This is a genomic window from Nesterenkonia aurantiaca, assembly GCF_004364585.1.
Taxonomy (GTDB): Bacteria; Actinomycetota; Actinomycetes; order Actinomycetales; family Micrococcaceae; genus Nesterenkonia; species Nesterenkonia aurantiaca.
Genome location: NZ_SOAN01000001.1, coordinates 489858 through 513278, shown reverse-complemented (window position 1 = coordinate 513278; position 23421 = coordinate 489858). Strand labels below are relative to the sequence as shown.

Genomic DNA, 23421 nt, shown 5'->3' with positions numbered 1-23421 from the left:
TTGGCGACACCGCAGCGATGAAGCTTGAGCTCAGAGGGGTCACTAAGCGGTTTGGCTCCTTCACTGCCAACGACCGGATCTCCCTCACCGTCGCACCGGGCGAGATCCATGCCCTGCTCGGCGAGAACGGGGCCGGCAAGTCCACGCTGATGAACACCATCTACGGGCTCTACAGCCCCGACGAGGGTGAGATTCTGCTGGATGACAGGGAGGTCAGCTTCAACGGGCCCGGTGACGCAGTGGCCGCCGGGATCGGCATGGTGCACCAGCACTTCATGCTGATCCCGGTGTTCACCGTGACCGAGTCCGTCGCGCTGGGCTACGAGCCCACCCGCGCGGCGGGCATCATGGACATGGCCGTGGCCCGGGCGAAGGTGCTGGAGATCTCCGCGCGCTTCGGCTTCGACGTGGACCCCGATGCGCGCATCGAGGACCTCCCCGTCGGTGCTCAGCAGCGCGTGGAGATCATCAAGGCGCTCTCCCGCGACGCGAAGGTGCTCATCCTCGATGAGCCCACCGCAGTGCTGACTCCGCAGGAGACCGACGAGCTCATCACCATCATGGGCCAGCTGCGCGACTCCGGCACCTCCATCGTCTTCATCACTCACAAGCTGCGCGAGGTCCGCGCGGTGGCAGACCGCATCACCGTGATCCGGCGCGGCGCCGTGGTGGGGGAGACCTCGCCACAGTCCACCGAGACCGAGCTGGCCGGGCTGATGGTCGGCCGTGAGGTCAACCTGACCACCGCGAAGGAGCCGGCCGATCCCGGTGAGGTCAGCTTCGAGGTGCGCGGGCTGACCGTGCTCAGCAGTGCAGACAAGGTCGTCGTGGACGACGTCGATCTCTCCCTGCGGCGCGGCGAGATCCTAGTGATCGCCGGGGTCGACGGCAACGGCCAGAGCGAGCTGGCCCAGACCATCCTCGGGCTCCGAACCCCGGTGGCGGGCAGCATCCTGCTCGACGACCAGGATCTCGCCCCGCTCAGCGTCAAGCAACGCCTGGCCTCAGGACTGGGCTTCGTGCCCGAGGACCGCAGCACCGACGGCGTCATCGGCGCCTTCACCATCACCGAGAACTACGTGCTGGATATGTATGACCGGCCGCCGTACTCCGGGGGCCCCGGCAATGCGGCGCTGCGTCTTCCGGTCATGCGCGAGGCCGCGCAGACCCAGGCCGAACGTTTTGACGTGCGCATGGGCACCGTGGACGACCCGATCTCCACCCTCTCCGGAGGCAACCAGCAGAAGGTCGTGCTGGCCCGTGAGATGAGCCGCGACCTGCGGCTCTTCGTGGCGAGCCAGCCCACCCGCGGCCTCGACGTCGGCTCGATCGAGTTCGTGCACCGTACGATCATCGAGGAGCGTGACAAGGGCACGCCGTGCCTGATCGTCTCCACCGAGCTTGACGAGGCGCTGAACCTTGCCGACCGGATCGCGGTCATGTACCGCGGCAAGGTCGTAGGCATCGTGCCGGCCAGCACCAGCCGCGACGTGCTCGGCCTGATGATGGCCGGGGTGCCTGCCGATGAGGCGCAGGCCCAGGCCGCCACCCACCACACCGTGCTGGCCGAGGCCGATGAGCAGGCCGAAGCAGAGGAGAACCAGTGAGCGCATCAGGGTCCCAGCAGGGGATGACCCCTGCCCCGAAGCCCGAGCAGCAGAGCCCGTGGGCCGAGGCTGAGGGACGGCTCTCGCGTGCCCTGCGCGAGCTGGGCCAGACCTCCTGGGTGGTCACCGTCCTCGCCGTCGTCGTCGCCCTGGTGGTCGGCGCGGTGCTGATCCTCGCCGCCAACCGCGATGTCCAGGCCAGCCTGAGCTACTTCTTCGCCCAGCCCACTGCCTTCCTGGAGACCTCCTTCCAGGTGCTGCGCGAGGCCTACTCCGCGCTGTTCCGCGGGGCAGTCTTCGACTGGCAGGCCCCCTCGGCGGCTCGGTCGATCCGGCCCCTGACTGAGACCATGGTCTACTCGGTGCCGCTGATCCTCGCGGGGCTCGGCATCGCCATCGGCTTCCGCTCCGGCATGCTGAACATCGGCGGGCAGGGCCAGATCATCCTGGGCGCCACCTCCGCCGGGTTCCTCGGCTACGCGCTGTCGCTGCCCACGGGGCTGCACGTGCTGCTCGCCCTCGCCGGCGGCATCCTCGGCGGTGCCATCTGGGGTGGGATCGCCGGTGTGCTGAAGGCTCGCACCGGGGCCAATGAGGTGATCGTGACGATCATGCTCAACAACATCGCCATCTACCTGCTCGCCTGGCTGCTGCAGCAGCAGTGGTACAAGCAGACCGGCTCCAACCAGCCGCTCTCGAGCTCAGTGGATGAATCCGCCCAGCTCTTCTCGCTGCTGGGCTCGGGCTTCCGGCTCCACGCCGGGTTCCTCATCGCGATCCTGGCCACCATCGGGGTCTGGTGGCTGCTGGAACGCTCCACGCTGGGCTTCGAGTTCCGCGCCATCGGGGAGAACCCCGAGGCGGCGCGCACCGCCGGGATCAACGTGCCCAAGGCCACCGCGCTGGTGCTGGTGATCGCAGGTGGCCTCGCCGGTCTCGGCGGCGCCGCCCACGTGCTGGGCACCGAATATCGACTCGCCGGCGGTGTGGCGGGCACCCTGGGCTTCGATGCCATCACCGTGGCGCTGCTCGGCCGCTCCAAGCCCCTGGGCACCTTCCTGGCCGGTCTGCTGCTGGGCGGGCTGCGCGCCGGCGGCGTGCTGATGCAGGCGCAGACCGGCACCCCGATCGACATCGTGCTGGTCCTGCAGGCAGTGATCGTGCTGATGATCGCCGCACCGCCGCTGGTGCGGGCCATCTTCTTCCTGCCCCACGCCGATGGACGCCCCCGGATCCGCCGACGCAGCGCACGACGCAAGACCGAAGCTTCGGCCGCCACATCCTCGGCCAGGCAGCCCGAGCTGCAGACCGCTTCCACCTCGAAGGCATCGAGCGCCGAACCTCCGAGCGCCGAGTCCCCGAGCACCTCGACACAGGAGCCTGGCAAGTGAGCGAACAGACCGTGAGCACCGCTGCCGTCCAGGCCGACCCGCTCAAGCAGTCGGCTACCGGAGTCCGTCCGATCTCCTGGAAGTACCCGATCACCTACGCGGTGCTGGCCGCGCTCGCGGTGCTCTTCGCGCTGACCATTCCGGCGGGTGCACGGACCCACTTCCGCCTCTCCTCGGGCGGAGACTTCTTCGAGATCCCGCTGGTGGAGCTGCCGTCACGTCCAGCCGGCTGGATCCTCGCGGTGATCCTGGTGGCGCTGGCCGGCCTCGCGATCTGGCAGGCGTCACGTCGCGTGCAGACCCGCCTGTGGCTGCCGCTGCTCTTCGGCGTGCTCTTCGTGCTCGCGTTCCTGGTCTGGGCCGGCGCCGACCGAGGTGCCGTCATCCCGCTGGTCACCATGCTCACCGGGGCGCTGGCGCTCTCGGTGCCGCTGATCTTCGGCGCCATGTGCGGACTCGTCGGCGAGCGTTCCGGCGTGATCAACATCGCGATCGAGGCCCAGCTGCTGGCCGGCGCCTTCCTGGCCGCCGTCGCCGCCTCGGTGTTCACCAGCGCCTACATGGGACTGGTCTTCGCCCCGATCGCCGGCGCGCTGGTCGGCGCGCTGCTTGTGTTCTTCTCGGTGAAGTACCAGGTGAACCAGATCATCGTCGGCGTGGTGCTCAACGTGCTGATCATCGGACTGACCGGGTTCCTCTTCTCCACCGCGCTGACCCAGAACCCCGAGCTGTGGAATGCCCGGCAGCAGCTGCCGCGACTGCCGATCCCAGGACTCTCGCAGATCCCGGTCATCGGCCCGGTGCTGTTCAACCAGACCATCCTGGTCTACCTGATGTACCTCATCGTGGGACTGCTCAACTTCTTCCTGTTCCGCTCGCGCTGGGGGCTGCGCACCCGTGCGGTGGGCGAGCACCCCAAGGCCGCGGACACCGTGGGCATCAAGGTCAACCGGATGCGGGTCTACAACGTGATCCTGGGTGGGGCGATCGCCGGTCTCGGCGGCGCGTTCTTCACCATCGGGCAGGGACTCGCCTTCGGCAAGGAGATGTCGGCAGGCGCGGGCTTCATCGCCCTGGCCGCGATGATCCTGGGCCGCTGGCACCCCATCGGAGCCTTGCTGGCCGCGCTGCTGTTCGGCTTCTCCACCTCGCTGGGCAACACGCTGGCCACCATCGGGACACCCGTGCCCTCGGAGGCGCTGCTGATGCTGCCCTATCTGATCACCATCCTCGCGGTGGCAGGCTTCGTGGGGCGGGTCCGGCCCCCTGCGGCCAACGGCACCCCGTATGTGAAATAGCGCAGGTGGTGATCGCTCGTCTTTACCGCAGCCGAGCTTCCGTATAGGCTCTGACCAGCTCAAGCAACGGGCTCTTGATCCACTACTCAAGGGTTGCTTATGGAGGATTTTTCAGATCCGATCGCCCGGCCCTCCGGCGGGCACACCACGGTTCCCCCGCAGGATTCCCGCATCATGTGCGTCATGGATCTCATGTCGCGCGTCGAGTCAGTCGTCTCCGTGACCGCACCGCTGCGCGATGCCGCAGCTCTGGTGCGGGGAATGGATGCGGCCGTGCTGGTCGTGGGGCTCTCGCACCAGCCGATGGGGCTGATCACCGAGGCCGCCCTGAGCGAGGTGGCCGGGAAGCACCCCGAGCAGTGGGAGAAGAAGCGGTGCGCCGCGCTGGTCGGCGCCTCACCCCAGCCGCTGGGCCTGGAGGATCCGATCGAGGCAGTGCTGGCCCGCTACCGCGTCTCCGGAGCGCAGCCGCTGCTGGTGCTCGATCGAGACGAAGCGGTGGGCATCATCTACCCTGACCCGGTCTTCAGCTGGTGCCTGACCCAGCCCTCCGCGGTGTTCGACGCGCTCGGCCTCGGCCGCGACCCCCGCTGATCCACGCTTCATGCTGATCCGCGGCCCCCGCCCTCGCTCCGCCTGACGCCCTCCTGACCTCCCCTCATGTCCTGACCAGCTGCCGCGGTGAATTACTGTGGGCACTGGATTGCATGAGACCCACGACACACCAGAATGAGGCGCCATGAGAATCGCAGTCACAGGATCCACCGGCAAGCTCGGCACAGTCGTGGCGCGGGAGCTCCGATCGGCAGGCCATGAAGTCATCGGCCTCGACGTCGAAGGCGCCCGCGGCCCCGGTTTCGTGAAGCTTGACCTCACCGACTACGGCCAGGTCATCGATGCGCTCGGGGGAGTCGGGGATCAGCACGAGGGCGTGGAGGCGGTCGTGCACCTGGCGGCCGTCCCGGCTCCCGGGATCCGCACCGACGTGGCCACCTTCCACAACAACATCAACGCCACCTTCAACGTCTTCTGGGCCGCAGCCCGGCTCGGGATCGAGCGGATCGTCTACGCCTCTTCCGAGACGGTGCTGGGGCTTCCCTTCGACACCCCGCCGCCGTACATCCCGGTGGACGAGGCGTACCCGGCCCGGCCCGAATCCACCTACTCGCTGGTCAAGCACCTCGAGGAGCAGATGGCCATCGAGCTGGTCCGCTGGAACCCGCAGCTGGCCATCACCGCGCTGCGCTTCTCCAATGTGATGAACCCCGAGGATTACGCCGAGTTCCCCGGCTTCGACTCAGACGCGACGCTGCGCAAGTGGAATCTCTGGGGCTACATCGACGCGCGCGACGGCGCTCACGCGATCGAGCGTGCGCTCGAGGTCGCCGGCCCCGGATTCCAGCGCTACATCATCGCCGCCGCAGACACCGTGATGTCCCGACCGAACGCCGAACTCGTCGCCGAGGTCTTCCCCGAGGTTGAGCTGCGCGGGGAGCTCGGCGTCCATGACACGCTGCTCTCCATCGAGAAGGCCCGCCGGGAGCTCGGCTACGCGCCGAAGCACTCCTGGCGCGACGCCTCGGGCACCGCCTCGTAGTCTCAGCAGGCAGGCAGGCAGGCAGGCAGGCAGGCAGGCTCAGGCGCACAGACAGGCGGCCCTGCGCTCCAGTGATGGAGCGCAGGGCCGCCTGTCTTGTGTGGTCTGCCGCAGCAGGCCGAGTCAAGAACGCACATCCACCTTTCGGGTCTGCGGATACCGGATCTCTTCGACCATCTCCTGCACGTATTCGCTCGGGGGCGCAGTGAGCTTGGAGACCACCACGATCACGATGAAGTTGAGCGCAGCACCGATCGCACCGATGCCCTCCGGGGAGACGTTGAAGATATGATCGTTCGCGCCGGTGCCGAAGACCTCCAGCGTGTAGATCATGTAGGTGCCGGTGAACGCGAGACCGGTCAGCATGCCTGCAGTGGCACCCGGTCCGTTGGCCTTCTTCCAGAAGATCCCGAGGATCAGGATCGGGAAGAAGGTCGCCGCAGCGAGCCCGAAGGCGAACGCGACCACCTGGGCCACGAATGCCGGCGGGTTGATGCCGGCCCAGATGGCGAACAGGATCGCAACGCCCATGGCGATGCGTCCGACCATCATCTGCTCCTTCTCCGAAGCGCCGGTCTTCTTGATGACCCGGAAGTACAGGTCGTGGGAAGCGGCCGAGGAGATGACCAGCAGCAGGCCAGCCGCGGTGGACATGGCAGCTGCCATGCCGCCGGCGGCCATCAGGCCGACGATCGGAGCGGGAAGCCCGCCGATCTCCGGCGATGCCAGGACCAGGATGTCGTTGTTGACGATCAGGTCAGCCCCGGAGGTGGCGATGTTGGAGACCGTACCGATCGTCTCGACGTCGTCGTTGACGGTCACCAGCCCGGTCGGAGCCCAGGTGTTGATCCAGTCAGGCAGGTTGTCTGGTGCCTGGCCCTGCACGCCCTGGAGCAGGTTCAGCTTGGTGAAGGCGCCCACGGCAGGAGCCGTGAGGTAGAGCAGCGAGATGAAGAACAGCGCCCAGAAGGCCGAGTAGCGCGCACCGCGGACCGTCTTGGTCGTGTAGAAGCGGATGATCACGTGCGGAAGGCCGGCGGTGCCCAGCATCAGCGAGAGCGTCACCAGGAATACGTCGATCTGGCCGCCTGCGCGGCCCGAGAACGCCTCGGTGAACTCGTTGAGTCCGAACTCCACGCTGAGCGAGTCCAGTTCTGCCAGGATCTGCCCGTAGGAGATCTGCGGAACCGGAATACCCGTGGTCTGGTAGGCCACGGCGAAGGCCGGGATCAGGTAGGCGATGATCAGCACGGTGTACTGCGCCACCTGGGTGTAGGTGATGCCCTTCATGCCGCCGAGGACTGCGTAGATGAAGATGACGACGGCGACCAGCACCACGCCCCATTCGATGCTCAGTCCCAGGAAGCGGCTGAAGACGATGCCGCCGCCGGCCATCTGGCCGACCACGTAGGTGAAGGAGACCACGATCGCGGCGACGGCCGCGACGATGCGCACCGACTCCGAATAGCGGTCGCCCACGAACTCGGGCACCGTGAACTTGCCCCATTTGCGGAGGTAGGGAGCCAGCAGCAGTGCAAGCAGCACATAGCCGCCGGTCCAGCCCATCAGGTAGACCGAGCCGTCGGAGCCCAGGAAGGCGATCAGGCCCGCCATGCCGATGAAGCTGGCGGCGCTCATCCAGTCTGCCGCGACCGCGGCGCCGTTGGCGAGGGTCGGCACACCCTGAGAGGCGACGTAGAACTCCTTGGTCTCCTTCACCCGGGAGCGCCACGCGATGATGATGTAGATGCCGAAGGTCAGGATGATGAAGAAGAAGGTCCAGAACTGAGTCTCGTTCACTTGTAACCACCTTCTTCGTTGCGCTCGGAGACGCCGAACTCATCATCGATCTTGTCCATCCAGAGGGCGTAGACCAGGATCAGGACCACGAAGACGTAGATCGATCCCTGCTGGGCGAACCAGAGGCCGAGCGGGAAGCCGAGAATCACGATGTTGTTGAGCGGCTCGATCAGCAGGATGCCGAAGCCGAATGAGACGGTGAACCAGATGACCAGCAGCGTGATCATCAGTCGGAGGTTCTTCTTCCAGTAGCGCTTGCGCCAACTGGTGTCCTCCGTCTCTGGCGGACCGCCGGAGGTTCCCTCATGTGCCACATCGGACATGGGAGGCTCCCTTCCTAGTGCGAGTAGTGCGGGGCGATTCACCCGCGCGGATGCGCAGGGACTGGTCTAAGACAGTCAAAATGTGGCGCGGATCACAAGTCCGGGGACCTCCAGCGGTGTATCTGTGTTTGCCAGCGGCATGAATTCCGCGCTGAACGGAGAATCCGGCGAGAATGACCGCTCGCGGACCAGAATCTGCCGTTCAGCGCGGGAATGCCGCCGCTGGTCAGGTTCTCCGGAGCAGGCTTCGCCTGTGGCGCTGATCACATCTAGGATGGCGACATGACCACCACAGCGGACAAGGGCATCTACGGCGGGATTACTGCGCGCTTGAAGGCTGGCAGTGCCACCGGCTGGGGCGTCTTTCATCCCGGCAGCAAGGCGATGATCCTCGGCGGACTCATGATGATCGTCTCCGCGTTCCTGCCCTGGGTCTACCTGCCCTTCATGGAGCAGGTCACCGGAGAGACTTATGTGTTGCGCGGCACCGACGGTCCCGGCGTGATCACCCTGGCGGTGGGCTTCCTGGCTTTCGCCGGCGCATTCGTGCCGCGCCGGAAGCTGGCGATCGCGCACGCTGCGATCCCCGGGCTCATCGTGGCAGGCATTGTGCTGCTGCAGGCCTGGAACCTCCTGGCCTTCTCGGCGAGCTCCGGCGCCTGGGGCGGACTGCTTCCCGGCATGGGGCTCGTCCTCGCCGGCGGCGGTGCCGTGGTGTTGCTGAAGTCGGCGTGGAGCATGTACCGGACGTGGCTCCCCGCCTGAGGGGATATGGCCAGCGGTGGTGAAACCCTCTTCCGCGGGTTCGACGCCGGAATCATCCCAGCCACAGCCTCGACCGGCCAGCGCACATCTTCCTCACGGCGAGCTCTCTGATCCGGTCTTCCCGGATGACGCCGCCTTCGTCTCTGACAAGGATGTCCGCGACACCCCCGCCGAGGTCGATGCCGCCTTCCGCGCCCAGCGCGGGGTGGCACTGGCCTACTTCCTGGTCTTCCTGGTGCTGGTGGCGGCGTTCCCGGTGTTGACCATGACGCTGCAGTGGTGGACCGAGGCGCGGGTCTTCGGGGAGCTCAGCCCCGGCTTCGTCGCCGCGGCCGGAGGGCTCTACCTGGCGTTCGCCGTCATCGGCATTGCTGCGGCCCGACTCAGCGCCTCGGTGGAGTCACGCATGCTGGGGGGCCAGCAGGGACTCCACGACGAGGACGATGCGTCCGGTCCGGCGCCCGGCGCCACGCTCGGCACGGAGGATCCTCGATGACCTCGACTGCGGTGGTGACGCTTGCCGCAGTGCTGATCGTCGTGCTCGGCGTCTCCTTCATCAGCCGACCTCGGGGCCCCTCCACCGTGGACTTCTACCTCGCGGGCCAGCGGGTCGGGGTCATGACCAATTCCTGGGCGATCTGCGGGGACTACCTCTCGGCCGCCTCCTTCCTCGGGGTGGCAGCAGCCGTCTACGTCTCGGGACTGGACGGCGCCTGGTACGCCGTAGGCTTCGCCGCCGGCTTCGTGCCGGTGCTGCTGCTCATCGCCGCGCCGCTGCGCCGCTTCGGAGAGTTCTCGCTGGCCGACTTTCTCGGCCGCCGGATGGACTCGGGCCCGGTTCGGCTGGCCTCGGTGGGCGTGGTCCAGCTCGTGATCCTCTGCTATCTGGTGCCGCAGTCGGTGGGCGGCGGCATCACCTGGGAGCTGCTGGTCGGGCAGGGCCTGCTGGGACTCTCGCCCTATGCGACCGGGGTGCTGCTCTCCACGGCTGTGGTCGCCGTCGTCGTCGCCTTCGGCGGGATGCGCGGGACCACCTGGAACCAGGCGGTGCAGTTTCTGCTGCTCTTCGCCGCCCTGGTCTGGCTCGCCGTGGTGGTCACCGCGGACGGCTTCCGCTATGGGGAGGCGGTGCAGAGTCTGAGTGAGGCCCCGTTGGCGAATCCCACCCTCGGCGGCGCAGAGGGGCAGGAGTGGACGCTCACCGAGGAGACCAATCACATGCACCCGGGGGAGCCGGCGCTCTTCGGTGAGCCCGGGGCCCGCTACGGGCCGCTGGGCCAGGTGGCGCTGGTGGTCACCCTGGGGCTGGGCACCGCCGGGCTGCCGCATGTGATGAACCGGTACTTCACCTCCCCGACCGGCAAGGCCGCGCGCACCACCACCGTCTGGGTGCTGGCGCTGATCGGCGCGTTCTACGCGATGGCGATCATGCTGGGCACCGCCGCCCGGGACATCATCCCCGACGCCGTCGCGGGCCGGCCCTGGCTTCAGGAGCTCACCGTGAACGGGGTGCTGCATACTCCGGAGCACGCGCTGCCGGTGCTCGGTAGGATCTACGGCGAGCAGACCGGGTTGGGTCTGATCGCCGCTGCCGCGCTGATCGCCGCGATGTCCACGGTGGCCGGACTGCTGCTGGCCTCGGCGGCGACCTGGGGCCATGACGTCTACGAGCGCCACATCAACCCGCGCGCCACGCAGCGCCAGGCGGTCTGGGCCGGGAGGATCACCACGCTGCTGGGGGCCGCGCTCGCGGCGGGCCTGGCCATCGCACTGCGTCCCGAGGCCTTCGCCCCGGCGATGCCCTCGCTGGTCGCCACCATGGTGACCTGGGCCTTCGCCGTGGCCGGATCAGCATTGACCCCGGTGCTGGTGCTCGCGATCTGGTGGCACCGCACGACGGCGGCCGGGTCCCTGGCCGGCCTGCTCACCGGGGCGGTCCTCTCGGTGTCCATGTTCATGACCGCCGGGCTGATCGAGACCGACTGGCTGCGCGAGCTGCTCGCCGCCCCGACCCTGGTGGTCGCACCGATCACGGTGGCGGTGGTGGTGCTGGTCTCGCTGCGCACCAGGGCACCCGACGGGGTGCAGGCGCACTGGGTGCGGATGCATGGAACTGCCGCGGACCGCCGCGCGGAGCGCATGGCCCGACTGACCCGAGGAGGCGTGGATGCGCGGTAGCGCGATGTTGGCGGCCGGAGTGACCCTGATCTGGGTGCTGGTCTATCTCGGCACCCAGGTGTTCGCGGACCCGGCTCTGCCGATGCTGCCCACCCTCGGACTCGGACTCGGGCTCACGGTCGCAGCGGTGCTGGGTTATCCCTCGGCGCTGCGCGGGGCCACCGGCCGGCGTCGTCAGCGTCCGGTCTCCCCCCGGGAGGTCGAGGTCAGCCGCGGGGTGCGCAACCTCGCCGCGGCGGGGCGCTCCATGCCGCTGCGCGCCGGACTGACCCCGGAGGCCGCCCGGCGGACCTGCGAGCTGCTGCGCCCGATGCTCTCCGGCGACGCGGTCTCGATCACCGACCGGGAGCAGATCCTGGCCTATGTGGGACCTGGTGCCGATCACCATCGTGAGGGGGCCCAGATGCAGACCTCCGCGGCGCCGCGCACCATCGCCAAGGGCAAGACCCAGGTGGTCCGCGACCGCGCCGGGGTGGGCTGCAAGAAGCCCGACTGCGAGGTCACCTCGGCGGTGATCGTGCCGCTGCGCGTGGGTGCCCGGGTGATCGGAACCCTCGGGGTCTACCAGGCAGAGACCGAGATCCCGCCGCGTCAGCTGGTCGAGGACATGGCCTCCATGCTCTCGCTGCACCTGGAGCTCGCCGAGCTCGACCGCGAGAAGCAGCTGGCCACCGACGCGCGGCTCAACGCGCTGCGCGCCCAGATCAACCCGCACTTCCTGTTCAACATCCTCAACACCATCGCCTCGAAGGCCCGCACCCGCCCCGATGAGGCCCGCGAGCTGCTGCTGCGACTCTCCGAGTTCTTCCGCTACGCGGTGCGCCAGGAGGGGCACTATGCGGAGTTCGCTCAGGAGTACTACTTCGTGCGCACCTACGTGTCGTTGGAGCAGGCGCGCTTCGGGGACCGGCTCAAGGTCCGCTACGACATCGACCCTCAGGTGCTCACCACCCGGGTGCCGGTGCTGATGATCCAACCTCTGGTGGAGAACGCGGTCAAGCACGGCATCTCGGGCAAGCCTGCTGGCGGGACCGTGCATCTGCGCGCCAGAGTGGATCCGTTGGCCCGCACCACGAGCATCCGGGTCAGCGACGACGGGGTGGGGATGGCTTCTGATGTGCTGGCGCAGATGGCCGACGGTGCCGGTCGCCTCGGGGGAGGGGAGACGGTGCCCGATGATCCCAACCACGCCGGCGTCGGTCTGCAGAACATCACGGAACGGCTGAACTCGCTGTTCGGGGACCGCTACGACCTCTCGATCTCGACGCCGCGCTCCGGGGGCACCGTGGTGGAGCTCCAGATTCCACTGCGGTGATGACGATCACAATGGTCTGGATGTTCCCCCTATACTGAGTGGATGCATCCACGCGCTCTGATCGTGGACGACGAGGCTCCTGCCCGCGAGGAACTCCGGTTCCTGCTCGAGGAGATCGGCGGCGTCCAGGTGGTGGGAGAAGCCACCAATGGTGAAGAGGCGCTCCTGCTGCTGAACTCCCTGGCCTATGACCTGGTCTTCCTCGACATCCGCATGCCCGGGCTCAGCGGGCTTGAGGTCGCGCAGCGGCTGCGCGGCGCCAGCGCTCCCGAAGGGGTGCGGCGGCCTCAGGTCATCTTCACCACCGCCTACCCGGATCATGCCGTGGAGGCCTTCGACCTCGCGGCCGCGGACTACCTGGTCAAGCCGTTCTCCGCCGACCGACTCCAGCGATCCGTGCAGCGGGCGCTCGCCGGCGCCGAGGCCGCATCCTCACCCGTGACCGCGCCGGCGCCCGCCGTGCCAGGGCCCGCCGCGCCGGCCACGCGCCCGGCGCAGCAGCTGGTGCGGATCCCTGTGCAGAAGGACGGCAGGACGGTGCTCGTGGACGGCGAGGCGATCGTCTATGCGGTGGCGGCGCGCGGCTATGCCTCGCTGAAGCTCACCGACGATCGCGTGCTGGTCTCCTTCTCGCTCAATGAGCTCGAACGTCGACTCCAAGGTCACTTCTTCCGGGTGCACCGCTCGTATCTGGTCAATCTGCGCTACGTCCGGGAACTGGTGCCAGACTTCCGCGGCGCGCTGGTCCTGGTGCTCAATGACCGTCAGCGCAGCCGAGTGGAGGTCTCCCGCCGGCACGCGCCCGAGCTGCGCCGTCGCCTCGGGGTATGAGCGCTGCGGCTAGCTGCGCGGGTGATCCTCGGGGAACGCCTGCGGCATCGGCCTGGTCGGCGCGGTGCCGGACCGCCCACCGGGAGCCGTGCCCGGCTGCGCCGTGGGCGCAGGAGCCTGGTCCAGTCCTCGGGGGCCGCTCTCCGGCGCCTTGCCTCGGTCCTGCTGCCCCTTCGCCGGGGAGCTTCCGGCGGTCGCGGAAGCTCGCGCGACCTCGGGGCGCTTCGCGGATGCCGGGGCAGGCTGCTGCGCCGCCGGCTGACGCCCCCAGGCCTTGATGCAGCCAAGGACCACATAGGCGATGAGCAGGGCCAGGGCAAGCAGTCCATGCAGGATCATGGTCGCGGTCGCGCCGGCCGCCTCCTGGTTGGTCAGCGCCAGCACGAACATCCCGATGCTGTGCACGATGGTCAGTTCCATCAGGCCGGGGTAGGCCCGGGGGCGCCAGGCGACGAGGGCGAAGAGCCCCGCGAAGACGATCAGCCCGAACGCGTGCCAGGCCTCCGCGAGGAACGTCTCGGAGGTGGTGAGCTGGAGCTGAGCCAGTGACCAGCCGGCGAAACCCGCGGCGCCGAGCGCTGAGACGATCAGCAGGGTGCGCCCGGTGGCTCGTCGTCGTGATGCGGTGATCTCTGCGGCCATGATGAATCCTCTGATCTGCACTTGGGGGAACTGCCCCGGGGGCGGTGTGCTCCCATGGTCTCAGCTTAGGCCCGCGCTCAGCGGCTGACCAGTGAGGAGAGCCCTTCGAGAGGCATCTGGTGCAGTGCTCCCGCTGGGATCAATCGCATGGAATGATCCTGACTGTTGCGTGGTTCACACAACACGAGGGCACGGTTGCCCTCAGACACAGACGCAGGATGAGAGAGGTTGCCGATGGCTACTGTTCCCACGATCACACTCAATGATGGAACCGCGATCCCCCAGCTCGGCTTCGGGGTCTGGCAGGTCCCGGCCGACGACGCCGAGAAGGTGGTCGCTGAAGCGCTGAAGGTCGGATACCGGCATATCGACAACGCTGCCGTCTACGGCAACGAAGAAGGCGTGGGACGCGCCATCGCCGCCTCCGGAATCCCCCGCGAGGAGCTCTTCATCACCACCAAGGTCTGGGTGAACGACTTCAAGGCCGGAAACACCAAGCAGGCGCTTCGCACCTCGCTGGAGAAGCTGGGCCTGGACTACGTGGATCTGTACCTGATCCATTGGCCCGCGCCGGCCGACGAGGCCTACCTCGATGCCTGGAAGGCGATGGAGGAGCTGCAGGCCGAAGGGCTGACCCGCAGCATCGGCGTCTCGAACTTCCTGCCCGAGCACCTCGAGCGCGTGGCCGAGGCGGGCACTGTGATTCCAGCGATCAACCAGGTGGAGATCCACCCGGCGCTGCAGCAGCGCGACATCCAGGAGGCCAACGAGCAGCACGGCATCAAGACGCAGGCCTGGAGCCCGCTGGCCCAGGGTGCGGTCTTCGAGGATCAGCCCGTGGTCTCCGCGGCCCAGGCGCACCAGGTGTCCCCCGCGCAGGTCGTGATTCGCTGGCACCTGCAGCGCGGACGCATCCTGTTCCCCAAATCGGTGACTCCGGAGCGTATCGCGTCGAACTTCGACGTCTTCGGCTTCGAGCTCACCGAGGAGGAGCTCACCGCCATCGACGGACTCGAGCGCGACGGTCGGACCGGCCCCAACCCGGGAGAGTTCAACCCCTCCTGAATCGTTGCCGCCGAGCCCTGGGCGAGGCGCAGATCCTGGGCCGTGTTGCAGACCCTCGGTGGTGGCACAGAGAAGAGCAGGGCCCCAGTTCAGATCGAACTGGGGCCCTACTCTGTCTCAGCCCAGCGCCTGCGGGGAGGCGCTCGACCGGCACCCGCAGATCAGCGCCGGGTGTTCTCCTCGGTCCTATCCGGCTTCGGCTCGGTCTCGGCGTTGCCGACGGCCTCCTCGTAGATCTGCTCGGATTCCCACTGCTGACCGGTGGCGGACTGGGCGAACTCCGGGGTCTCGAAGACCTGATCGCCGATCGGGTCCGTGAAGGCGACGTCCTCATCCCAGCCGATGGTCCCCGTCTCGGGGTTGACCACGGTGGAGTGGGACGGGACGTCCTGGATCGCGAACACCATGTCATCGGCGGCGAACGGGGTCGAGATCGCCGACTCCTTGGACGTGTGCTTGTCCAGTCCCGCCAGCGTGGCGGAGGTGCCTCCCAGGAAGCCCTTGAAGGCGGCGCGCTGGCCGGTGAGGATCGAACGCAGGTTCCGGTGCACACCGGGGGTCGAGTCCCCGCCGCCGGAGGCGCTGCGCGCGGTGTCCACCAGGGCAGCCTTGCTCGCCGTGGGCCGGATCCGGACGTAGCGGGGCATCGTGGCGGTCTCGTAGTTGAACATCTTGACCTGTGCGATCACCGCGAGCACCATCACGATCGACATGGGAGCCGCCGCGCTGATGGCAGCAACCTGCAGCACCCGTAGTGACGCATCCGCCGCTTCTCCGCCGCCGGCGGCCAGCAGCACGATGGCGGTGATCGCGATGAAGACGGTCCAGAAGACCCGAGTCAGCTTGGGGGTTTCGGTGCGCCCGCCGTAGGCGAGCACATCGGTGACCAGCGAGCCGGAGTCTCCGGAGGTGACGAAGAAGATCGCGATCACCAGAATGGCCACCACCGCAGTGATCGACGCCAGAGGGAGCTGCTCCAGCAGGGTGAAGGTGGAGCCGACAGTGTCGATCTCGCCGTCTTCGCCCACCATGGCGCCCTCGGTCATCTGGAACCAGATGCCGGAGGAGCCGAAGATGGTGAACCAGATCAGACCCACCAGGGTGGGTGCCAGCAGCACTCCCATCACGAACTGGCGGATGGTCCGGCCTCGGGAGATCCGCGCGATGAACATGCCCACGAAGGGTGCCCAGCTCATCCACCAGCCCCAGTAGTAGATGGTCCAGTCGGCGGACCAGCCGCCATCCTCGCCACCGGCGTAGCTTGCGCCGGTCTCGAACAATAGCTGTGGGAAGGCCATCAGGTATTCACCCAGGTTGCCCACCATCGACTGCAGCAGGAACAGGGTTGGGCCCGCGATCAGGATGAACAGCGCGAGAAGCGCGGCGAGCACCATGTTGAAGTTTGAGAGCCACTTCAGGCCCTTGTTCACTCCGGTGACCACCGAGAAGGTGGCGATCGCCATGATGACCACGACAATCATGGTCAGCAAGATGTTGCTCGTCGGGTCCTCGACCCACCCCATGAAACCGAGTCCTGCCGCGATCTGCTGAGTGCCGATGCCCAGGGAGGTCACGATGCCGAAGACGGTGCCGACGATGGCGATGACGTCGATGACGTGACCGACCCAGGATTCGATGAGCTTGCGTCCGAAGACCGGCTCCAGGAGCCAGCGCACGGAGAGCGGGCGTCCACGGCGGAAGGTCATATAGGCAAGTCCGAGGCCGAAGACGACATAGATCGCCCACGCATGCAGGCCCCAGTGGAACATCGACTGCCCCATGGCGGACCCCATATTGGCAGCCTCTCCGGCCTCGATCATCACACCGTCGGCGTCCACGCCGACAGCTCCGGTGACATCCGGCGGTGCGATGAAGTGCCAGAGCGGCTCGGCCACACCCCAGAAGACGAGTCCGATGCCCATGCCTGCGGCGAAGAGCATGGTGAACCAGGACCCGAGGGAGAACTCAGGCTTCTCGTCGTCGCGGCCCAGGCGGATGTTGCCGGCCTTGGAGGCTCCGGCCCAGAGGGCGAAGACCACGAAGCCGGTGGCGGTCAGGACGTACCACCAGCCGACGGTCTCCACGATGCCGGAGTTCAGCGTCTCGAAAGCCTCGGCGCCGTTTGACGCTCCCCAGAGGGTGGCAAAGATCAGGCCGGCGACGATGATGAGCACGGCGGGGATGAATACGGGCTTGTTCAGGCCGCGCCAGGCATCAGCCGGCGACCAGTCCCGTAGTCGAGCTTCGGGTTGCGAAGCCATGAAGTCCTCCTCAGTCAGGTGAGAGTGTTCTCTAGTTGTGTGCGAGATGATTCAGCGCGCGACTTGTCCTTCGTTCCAGACACAGAAAACGACGACGTCGGCTCCGTGGTCGCAGCGGCGGGGTGATTCCCCTGGTCCCGGTGCGGCAGTCAGCAGAGCTCTGCGTCGTCGTCAGAAGTGTCGTGCACTCACAAAGGTGTAGCGTTCGTCTACTATTTACACACTCTATGGTCTTATAATGCAACTGCTGCGGCCCCAGGAGACCTCCGTCACCGTACGGTTCAGCTCCGCAGCGCGAGCTCATGCATCTCGCTGCTCGACTATTACGCCTTGATAACTGTTTGCCTCAGCAGCGTCCTGGGGTTGGCACGGCCGGGGTGCCCCACTACGGTGTAACCCATGCCCAATGGCCAGCAACGATCTGAGCTGCGGGCCAGAGGATCCTTGCGCAGCGGCCTCGCCGGCTGCCTTGTGACCGGCCTGATGGTGGCAGGATCTTCCGGTGCGCACGCCGCAACTCCCACAGGCGGCCCCAGCAGCAGTGACCCCACCAGCAGCAATGTCGAGAGTGGCGGGAGTGCGAGCAGCGCCCCCTTCTATCCGACCCCGGGACAACCCCTGGCGAGGGCTGAGTCCCTGGAGCCCGTCACGACCGTGGAGAAGACCTCTGGCGATATCCGGGTCGCCACCCTGCATGCCCAGATTCGCGGCGGCTCCTCCGCGGAGGTGCTGGAGGAGCTCGACGGCGGCATGCACCCGCAGGCCCGGGTCTTGGCCGAGACGGTTCAGGTCAACGCTCCCGACGTGCTGGTGCTGACCGGACTCAGCTATGACGAGCAGCAGCAGATCGCGGCGACCGTCAACGAGGAGTACCTCTCTCGCGGTCAGAACGGCCAGTCCGGCATCACGTACCCCCATGTCTACACCGCACCGACCAACTCCGGCATCGAGTCTGGCGCGGATCTCGACGGCGACGGACGGATCGGCGGGCCCGCCGACGCGCTGGGCTATGGCCGCTATGCGGGGGAGCGCGGCATGGCGGTGTTCTCCACCCACCCGATCGTCGAGGATGAGGTCCGCACGTTCCAGGACTTCCTCTGGCAGGACATGCCGGAGAACTCGATCCCGGAGGACGAGTTCTCGAAGCTGGAACAGTCGGTGCTTGCGCTGCCCAGCACCAGCCTGTGGGACATTCCGCTCGAGGTTCCCGGCGAGACCGGGCACGTGCATGTCGTGGCCACCGATCTCACCAGCCCCCCAGGCCCCACCAGCTCCGACGTGGCCCGCAGCGAGGACCAGCGTCGAATGGTCGCTGAGTTCATCTCCGGAGCCTCCTGGTACCTCTATGACGACGAGGGCACTTACGGCGGTCTCGAGCCCGGCACCCCGTTCGTGCTCGCCGGAAGCCTCGCCGACGCGAAGGAGCTGCAGACCTGGCCGGGCGATCAGGTTCCGGCGCTCGCCTCGCTGCTCGAGGGAGGCGCCATCCAGGACCCCGGGCCTGAGGCGGTCACGGAAGAGCCCCTGTCGCAGCGCCGCGACGCCGCAGTTGATCCCCAAGCAACCCACGGCCTGGCCGGCGGCGATGCGGTGCGGTCCTCCTATGTGCTGCCCGCGACCGACCTCGATATCGACAGCTCCGGCGTCTTCTGGCCCGCAGAGGGAGAGTTCGGCTTCAATCTGGTGGATCCGGCAGACCCAGACGCTCCGGTCGGCCGGCTCGTCTGGCTGGACATCGCCGGGAGCTGAATTGCTTCCCGACTCCTCGGGGTCACACCTTAGACTGAGGCCATGAAGAAGTCCTCAGCGAATGGGAAACTCATGGGCACTGCGGCTTCCGGCTTCTTCGCCCAGCAGACGGCATCAATGGTCAAGGGTCACGCCTTTGACGATTCCGGCAAGCTGACTCCGCGGGCGGAGACCTGGTTGACCCGGGCCGTGACCGTGCAGCGCCCGCTGGTGCTGGCGAATCTGCGCAGGCTGCGCAAAGCTCACCCCGGCCTCTCCAACCGCCAGCTGGCCGCTGCGCTGGACAAAGACTTCACCCGCGCGATGACCGGCGGTGGTGCCCTGATCGGGGCCACCGCAGCGGTCCCGGCCGTCGGCACGGTCACCTCGCTGGGGCTCTCAGCGGCGGCCACGGGCAGCTTCCTCGAAGCCTGCGCGCTCTACGCCCAGTCGATCGCCGAGCTCTCAGGGATCAGCACCGCAGACCCTGAAAGGGCGAAGTTGCTGGTGATGGGTGTGATGCTCGGCGATCAGGGCCGCAAGCTCCTGGGGGAGCTTTCCCAACAGGCCGGCGGCAAGGGGGCCGGCCCGTTCTCCTCCCTGGTCCCGATGAACATCTCCTCCGGCTCTACTGGAGTCTCGGGACTGGTGGTCAATCAGATCAAGCGCCAGTTCATGCGCCGATTCTTCATCCGTTCCGGCACCTCGATGTTGGCCCGCGCCATACCCTTCGGCATCGGGATGGTCGTCGGCGGCGCCGCGAACCACCGGCTGGCCAGCCAGATCGTGAAGTCCGCCCACAAGACGTTCGGCGAGCTGCCGGAGCAGACACCAGCGGCCCTGACGGCCGATATGGAGCGCGCGCTGGAGCGTGAGCGGCTGCGGACCGAGCGCAAGGCTCGGCGCGGGCGCAAGCGTGAGATCCTCGCCGAGCGCCGGTCCAAGAGCGGCTCGCAGGGCGAGACCTCGGCCGAGGCACTGGAAACCAGCCAACCCACCTCCGACGCGACGCGTCGCTGAGCAGACTCCACCCCCGGGACCGCTTCATGCCATGTTCACTCAGGATTCTCCGGATGTTCCCCCCGATCGTCGCGGCCCGTTGTCCTTCTGGGTCCAGTCTGGAGCCGTGATGACAGACCTCGCGCAGAACCGAGATCCCGCAGGCCCGCTTCGACCGGCTCCTCCGGTCAGCCTGGACGCGGCGCTGATGAGCGCTCCGTCCCCGGCAGACCCGTTCGATGCGCGTGAGCCAGCGGCACTGCGCCGCCGGCGGGCCAAGATCTTCGCGCACCGGGGGGCCTCCGGGCTGTTCCCGGAGCACACCCGAGCGGCGTATCGCCGGGCCATCGAGGAGGGTGCAGACGGCCTGGAGATCGACCTGCACCTGACCGCGGACGGTGAACCGGTCTGCTTCCACGACGCCACGGTGGACCGCACCAGCAACGGCACCGGCTCGGTGGCGGAGCTCAGCCTGGCTCATATGCGCACCCTGGACTTCACCAGCTGGAAGACCCCGAGGCTTCCCGGTGACTATGGCGGGCGCCACCAGCAGCTGATGACACTCGCCGACGTCCTGGAGCTGATGATCGACGCCGGACGCGACCTCGACCTGGCCGTGGAGCTCAAGCACCCGTCTCCTTATGGGGACCGGCTGGAGAACAAGGCGCTGCGCACCTTGCTGCGCTTCGGATGGGACCCAGAGACCTCCGTGATTCCGGCGGGTGAATTCGGCCAGCACGCGGTGACCGTGTCCTTCATGAGCTTCTACCCCGGATCCCTGGTCTACCTCGCGGACATGGTGGCCCCGGACAAGCTCTGCGCCCTGCTCAGCTCGGTCACCGAGGCGCACGTGCAGAAGCGGCTGGAGAAGATGCCCCTGGCGATGGCGGTCCGGCCCGTGGTGGCCGCCGTGATGCGCGGGACCCTCCGCGACTCCGAGGCGTTGGTCTGGAACGGGCGAGCAGGGATCGCCGGGCCCGGACTGGCCTACGTCAAGGATCACCGCGCCGAGGTCAAGGCCTGGGTGGCTCGTGGCTCTCGACTTCGAGTGTGGACGGTCGATGACTCGCAGGACGCCGGCCTGCTCCTGGAGCTCGGGGTTCAGGAGATCACTACGAACTACCCCGCACGCATGCTGCAGGCGGTCACCCCCGCCGGTCGGGGCTGACCAGCCGCTGCACGGGGTTGCTGCACGAGGCCGTTGCATTGGCCACTGCGTTGGCCACTGCATTGACCACTGCAGGGGGCTGCTGCCGGAGCTCTGGATGAGCTGAGCCCACACGGTGCGGTCCCCCGCGGATGTGCCTGTGGACATGGAGCGATATCATGGGCGCAAGCTGACCACCACGGCCTTCAGGAGCTCCCATGAACCCCGCACCGCACCGTGAAGCCCCCGACAGCGCCTCGCTGGGAAGTGGTCGCGCTGTACCCCCGCCCGCACCAGAATCATCGCGGAGCCCCGCCGGTTCGGCACGGGGAAGGACCCGCGGCGTCGTCGTCGGCGTGGACGGCTCTGAGCAGTCGCTGCGCGCGGCGCACTGGGCCGCGGCAGAGGCGCACCGCCGCCAGCTTCCGCTGACCGTGGTCACTGCCTATTCGATCCCGGCATTCGCCGCCTCCTCGATGGACGGCGGCTACGCGCTGATGGACGACTCTGCGCTGCGCCAGGGCTCAGAGAAGGTCATCGAACAGGCCGCGGAGTTCCTGCGTGACTACCCCGGGGAGGTCCGCTATGAGGTCGAGTCCGGGGACCCAGCCGGGGTGCTGCTGGACTATTCCCACGACGCCGTGGTGCTGGTGGTCGGCAGTCGGGGCAGGGGAGGGTTCCTGGGGCGGCTGCTCGGCTCGGTCTCCTCGGCGCTTCCGGCACATGCGAAGTGCCCCACCGTGTTGGTCCCGCTGAAGTTCTCCTCCAAGGAGTCCAACGCGGTGACCACTGCCACCGGAGCGATCCCGGTTGTGGGCGCATCGCCGCAGCTGGGGAGCGCCGCGTCCCAGCCGGGCGGTGCCGCGCCGGCCTCGATGATCGCCGAGGGTGCCCAACCGATCCGGGCCAAGGATCCTCGTCCGGTGTCCGCCGGGGTGGACGGCTCGGACTTCGGCCGAGTTGCGGCCTTGGTGGCCGCGCGTGAGGCCAGTGAGCGGGGCACCAGCCTGCGGATCGTGTGTGCGCTGCCGCCGGTGGGTGCGACGCTGGTCTGGATCCCGACCAGCATCGACAACGACGCCGCGCTCCAAGAGCTGCGCGAGAAGCTTGATGCGGGTCGAGACTGGCTGCACAGCCACTACCCGGATCTTCAGATCGACACCCAGGTGATCGACGGCACCGCCGTGGACGTGCTGGTCCAGGAGACCCGCGGCGCGCAGCTCACCGTCATCGGGACGCGCGGCCGTGGAGGATTCGCGGGGATGCTGTTGGGATCCACCTCGCAGGGCGTCCTGCACCATGCTGAGGGTCCACTGATGGTGGTGCCGCAGAACGAGGACACGCGGCTTCAGAACCGTCCCGAGTTCGGACCGGTGCTCGGCGACTGACGCCATGCGCGCGAGGCAGACATGAGGAAAGAGGGCTCCCGGTGTCCGACGCCGGGAGCCCTCTTCATCTTCAATCCATCTCTCCGCCCTACCGCGAGCGGGAGATCCAGTGAGAGGTTATTCGGTGGTGCGTGTGCTGGTTCAGATCACTCGACGCACAGTTGACGGTGTCTGGTAGACCGACCGCACGGTGATGCCGCGGGTCGGGTTGGAGGCATCGACCATCTGACCGTTGCCCAGGTAGATGCCCACGTGGCCCGGTGCGCTGGCGCTGCCGAAGAACACCAGGTCTCCGCGGCGCATGTCGCCCGCAGATACTGCCTGTCCCTCGTTGACCTGGCTGAACGTGGTGCGGCTCAGGCTGACGCCGGCCTGGCCGAAGGCCTGCTGGATCAGCGAGGAGCAGTCGAAGGCGTTGGGGCCGTTGGCGCCCAACACGTAGCTGACATCGCCGCGGTTGGCCTGGGCCACGGCCCAGTTGATCGCGATCTCAACGCCGTTGGAGTTGCTGCTGGCCGGGACCACGTTCGAGGACTGCTGCTGGGCCGGTGCCTGGCTCTGCGACTGAGTCTGCGCCGGAGCCTGTGTGCGCTCTGGAGCGGGTGCCGGAGCAGGAGCGGGTGCCGGAGCAGGCGCGGGGGTCGGCGCCCGCGTGGGCTCCGGTTCTGGCGTCGGCTCAGGCTCGGGCTCTGGTTCGACCTGCGCTGCGAGGTAGTCGACGTGCCAGCTCATTTTGTTCCAGGAGGCGTTGCCGTCGGCGTTGGTCAGTGCTCCGTTGCTCAGCACCGCCCGGTAGTAGTCCTGAGCGCCTCCGCTGAAGGAGGACTCCAGCTCAGCTCCCTGGCGCATGAGCGTCTGCATGCCGGTGCTCAGATCGCTGAATGACGCGATCGTGGGCTCCGGAGCAGGCGCCGGCTGTGGCTCCTCGGAAGGTGCGGCTTCCCCGTCCGCACCTTCCGAGGAAGTCTCTTCCGCGGTTGCTTCGGCGGCGGCTGCCTCAGCTGCTGCCTGCTCGGCGGCTGCTTGCTCGGCGGCGGCTGCTTCCGCTGCTTCGGCTGCTGCTGCCTGCTCGGCGGCGGCTTCCTC

20 protein-coding genes are annotated in these 23421 nt (G+C 67.7%); 15 read left to right on the top strand and 5 right to left on the bottom strand.

Features of this window, described 5'->3' with window-relative positions; all coding sequences use genetic code 11:
* The first annotated feature begins 17 nt into the window (after window positions 1-17).
* From EV640_RS02270 to EV640_RS02250, 5 genes are all read left to right on the top strand, one after another.
* Window positions 18-1607 carry an ABC transporter ATP-binding protein gene (locus EV640_RS02270; RefSeq protein WP_036474601.1) on the top strand — a complete coding sequence of 530 codons (1590 nt, stop codon included), beginning with the start codon at window positions 18-20 and terminating at the stop codon, window positions 1605-1607.
* A gap of 23 nt (window positions 1608-1630) precedes the next feature.
* Window positions 1631-2998, top strand: a complete 1368-nt coding sequence (locus EV640_RS02265) for an ABC transporter permease (RefSeq protein WP_036474600.1) — start codon at window positions 1631-1633, stop codon at window positions 2996-2998.
* A complete protein-coding gene (locus tag EV640_RS02260) occupies window positions 2995-4296 on the top strand; it encodes an ABC transporter permease (RefSeq protein WP_235180976.1) in 1302 nt (433 codons plus the stop codon). The genes EV640_RS02265 and EV640_RS02260 overlap by 4 nt, the downstream gene beginning before the upstream one ends.
* Before the next feature lie 99 nt (window positions 4297-4395).
* Entirely contained in the window at window positions 4396-4890 is a 495-nt protein-coding gene (locus EV640_RS02255) for a hypothetical protein (protein WP_133725658.1), read from the top strand.
* Window positions 4891-5035: 145 nt separating this feature from the next.
* Window positions 5036-5893, top strand: coding sequence for an NAD-dependent epimerase/dehydratase family protein (locus tag EV640_RS02250; protein WP_133725657.1), 858 nt, complete (start codon window positions 5036-5038; stop codon window positions 5891-5893).
* 123 nt (window positions 5894-6016) lie between these two features.
* Here the strand turns inward: EV640_RS02250 and EV640_RS02245 are convergent, their stop codons facing one another.
* Together EV640_RS02245 and EV640_RS02240 are read right to left on the bottom strand one after the other, a co-directional pair.
* Window positions 6017-7693, bottom strand: coding sequence for a sodium:solute symporter family protein (locus EV640_RS02245; RefSeq protein ID WP_133725656.1), 1677 nt, complete (start codon window positions 7691-7693; stop codon window positions 6017-6019).
* Window positions 7690-8016: a DUF4212 domain-containing protein gene (locus EV640_RS02240; protein ID WP_036474597.1), complete on the bottom strand. Its 327-nt coding sequence runs from the start codon at window positions 8014-8016 to the stop codon at window positions 7690-7692. The genes EV640_RS02245 and EV640_RS02240 overlap by 4 nt, the downstream gene beginning before the upstream one ends.
* Window positions 8017-8298: 282 nt before the next feature.
* On the opposite strand from EV640_RS02240, the gene EV640_RS02235 reads away from it, so the two are divergent.
* Genes EV640_RS02235 through EV640_RS02215 form a run of 5 tightly spaced genes read left to right on the top strand, consistent with a single transcriptional unit; the run spans window position 8299 to window position 13105 of the window.
* Window positions 8299-8781 (top strand): hypothetical protein, encoded by a 483-nt coding sequence (locus EV640_RS02235; protein ID WP_051501016.1) that lies wholly within the window; start codon window positions 8299-8301, stop codon window positions 8779-8781.
* 19 nt (window positions 8782-8800) lie between these two features.
* Window positions 8801-9277 carry a hypothetical protein gene (locus EV640_RS02230; RefSeq protein ID WP_208292157.1) on the top strand — a complete coding sequence of 159 codons (477 nt, stop codon included), beginning with the start codon at window positions 8801-8803 and terminating at the stop codon, window positions 9275-9277.
* Window positions 9274-10959: a sodium/solute symporter gene (locus tag EV640_RS02225; RefSeq protein ID WP_133725655.1), complete on the top strand. Its 1686-nt coding sequence runs from the start codon at window positions 9274-9276 to the stop codon at window positions 10957-10959. Before EV640_RS02230 ends, EV640_RS02225 begins: the two co-directional genes overlap by 4 nt.
* Window positions 10949-12274 (top strand): histidine kinase, encoded by a 1326-nt coding sequence (locus EV640_RS02220; protein WP_133725654.1) that lies wholly within the window; start codon window positions 10949-10951, stop codon window positions 12272-12274. The genes EV640_RS02225 and EV640_RS02220 overlap by 11 nt, the downstream gene beginning before the upstream one ends.
* 42 nt (window positions 12275-12316) lie before the next feature.
* Window positions 12317-13105 carry a LytR/AlgR family response regulator transcription factor gene (locus EV640_RS02215; protein WP_133725653.1) on the top strand — a complete coding sequence of 263 codons (789 nt, stop codon included), beginning with the start codon at window positions 12317-12319 and terminating at the stop codon, window positions 13103-13105.
* Between the two features lie 9 nt (window positions 13106-13114).
* On the opposite strand, the gene EV640_RS02210 is transcribed toward EV640_RS02215, so the two are convergent.
* Window positions 13115-13747 (bottom strand): hypothetical protein, encoded by a 633-nt coding sequence (locus EV640_RS02210; protein ID WP_051501014.1) that lies wholly within the window; start codon window positions 13745-13747, stop codon window positions 13115-13117.
* Between the two features lie 234 nt (window positions 13748-13981).
* Here EV640_RS02210 and EV640_RS02205 point away from each other — a divergent pair, with 234 nt between their 5' ends.
* The gene (locus EV640_RS02205) at window positions 13982-14812 is read left to right on the top strand and encodes an aldo/keto reductase (protein ID WP_036474594.1); all 831 of its coding nucleotides are present in this window, start codon (window positions 13982-13984) and stop codon (window positions 14810-14812) included.
* A gap of 161 nt (window positions 14813-14973) precedes the next feature.
* On the opposite strand, the gene EV640_RS02200 is transcribed toward EV640_RS02205, so the two are convergent.
* Entirely contained in the window at window positions 14974-17073 is a 2100-nt protein-coding gene (locus tag EV640_RS02200) for a BCCT family transporter (RefSeq protein WP_133725652.1), read from the bottom strand.
* A gap of 654 nt (window positions 17074-17727) precedes the next feature.
* Here EV640_RS02200 and EV640_RS02195 point away from each other — a divergent pair.
* From EV640_RS02195 to EV640_RS02180, 4 genes are all read left to right on the top strand, one after another.
* Window positions 17728-18822, top strand: a complete 1095-nt coding sequence (locus EV640_RS02195; protein ID WP_133725651.1) for an endonuclease/exonuclease/phosphatase family protein — start codon at window positions 17728-17730, stop codon at window positions 18820-18822.
* Between the two features lie 42 nt (window positions 18823-18864).
* A complete protein-coding gene (locus EV640_RS02190; protein WP_133725650.1) occupies window positions 18865-19821 on the top strand; it encodes a hypothetical protein in 957 nt (318 codons plus the stop codon).
* Window positions 19822-19930: 109 nt separating this feature from the next.
* Window positions 19931-20968 carry a glycerophosphodiester phosphodiesterase gene (locus EV640_RS02185; protein WP_243832207.1) on the top strand — a complete coding sequence of 346 codons (1038 nt, stop codon included), beginning with the start codon at window positions 19931-19933 and terminating at the stop codon, window positions 20966-20968.
* Window positions 20969-21165: 197 nt separating this feature from the next.
* Entirely contained in the window at window positions 21166-22335 is a 1170-nt protein-coding gene (locus EV640_RS02180) for a universal stress protein (protein ID WP_133725649.1), read from the top strand.
* Window positions 22336-22476: 141 nt separating this feature from the next.
* Here the strand turns inward: EV640_RS02180 and EV640_RS13655 are convergent.
* Window positions 22477-23421: C40 family peptidase (locus EV640_RS13655; RefSeq protein ID WP_208292156.1), on the bottom strand; the 945-nt coding region annotated here is incomplete at its 5' end.